Genomic DNA, 578 nt, shown 5'->3' with positions numbered 1-578 from the left:
TGTACACACCGCCCGTCACGTCACGAAAGTCGGTAACACCCGAAGCCGGTGGCCCAACCCCTTGTGGGAGGGAGCTGTCGAAGGTGGGACTGGCGATTGGGACGAAGTCGTAACAAGGTAGCCGTACCGGAAGGTGCGGCTGGATCACCTCCTTTCTAAGGAGCACAGTACCGATTGCAGGCAAATGTTCTGCACGGTCAGCTCATGGGTGGAACGTTGACTATTCGGCGCTTTCGGAATGTTTTTCACYAGTACTGCTTCGGCGTGGAACGTGAAAAAGGATTCGGGAGGGCCGGGCACGCTGTTGGGTGTCTGAAGGCACGGGCATTGCCCGCTTGTACTTCAGTCGCCGGCCCCAGTGAACTCACCGTTTGTGGTGGGGTGATGGGTGGCTGGTCGTTGTTTGAGAACTGCACAGTGGACGCGAGCATCTGTGGCCAAGTTTTTAAGGGCGCACGGTGGATGCCTTGGCACCAGGAACCGATGAAGGACGTGGGAGGCCACGATAGTCCCCGGGGAGCCGTCAACCAGGCTTTGATCCGGGGGTTTCCGAATGGGGAAACCCGGCAGTCGTCATG

General features: G+C 58.8%; 2 rRNA genes. Both read left to right on the top strand.

Annotation, left to right across the window (positions count from 1 at the left end):
• Positions 1-155 (top strand): 16S ribosomal RNA (locus tag ACJA3G_RS38295); the annotation flags it as partial.
• A gap of 280 nt (positions 156-435) precedes the next feature.
• Positions 436-578 (top strand): 23S ribosomal RNA (locus tag ACJA3G_RS38290); the annotation flags it as partial.

It is taken from the genome of Streptomyces sp. YS-3 (assembly GCF_045257485.1).
In the GTDB taxonomy this organism is placed as follows: Bacteria; Actinomycetota; Actinomycetes; order Streptomycetales; family Streptomycetaceae; genus Streptomyces.
This window is presented reverse-complemented; position numbering and strand designations above follow the sequence as displayed.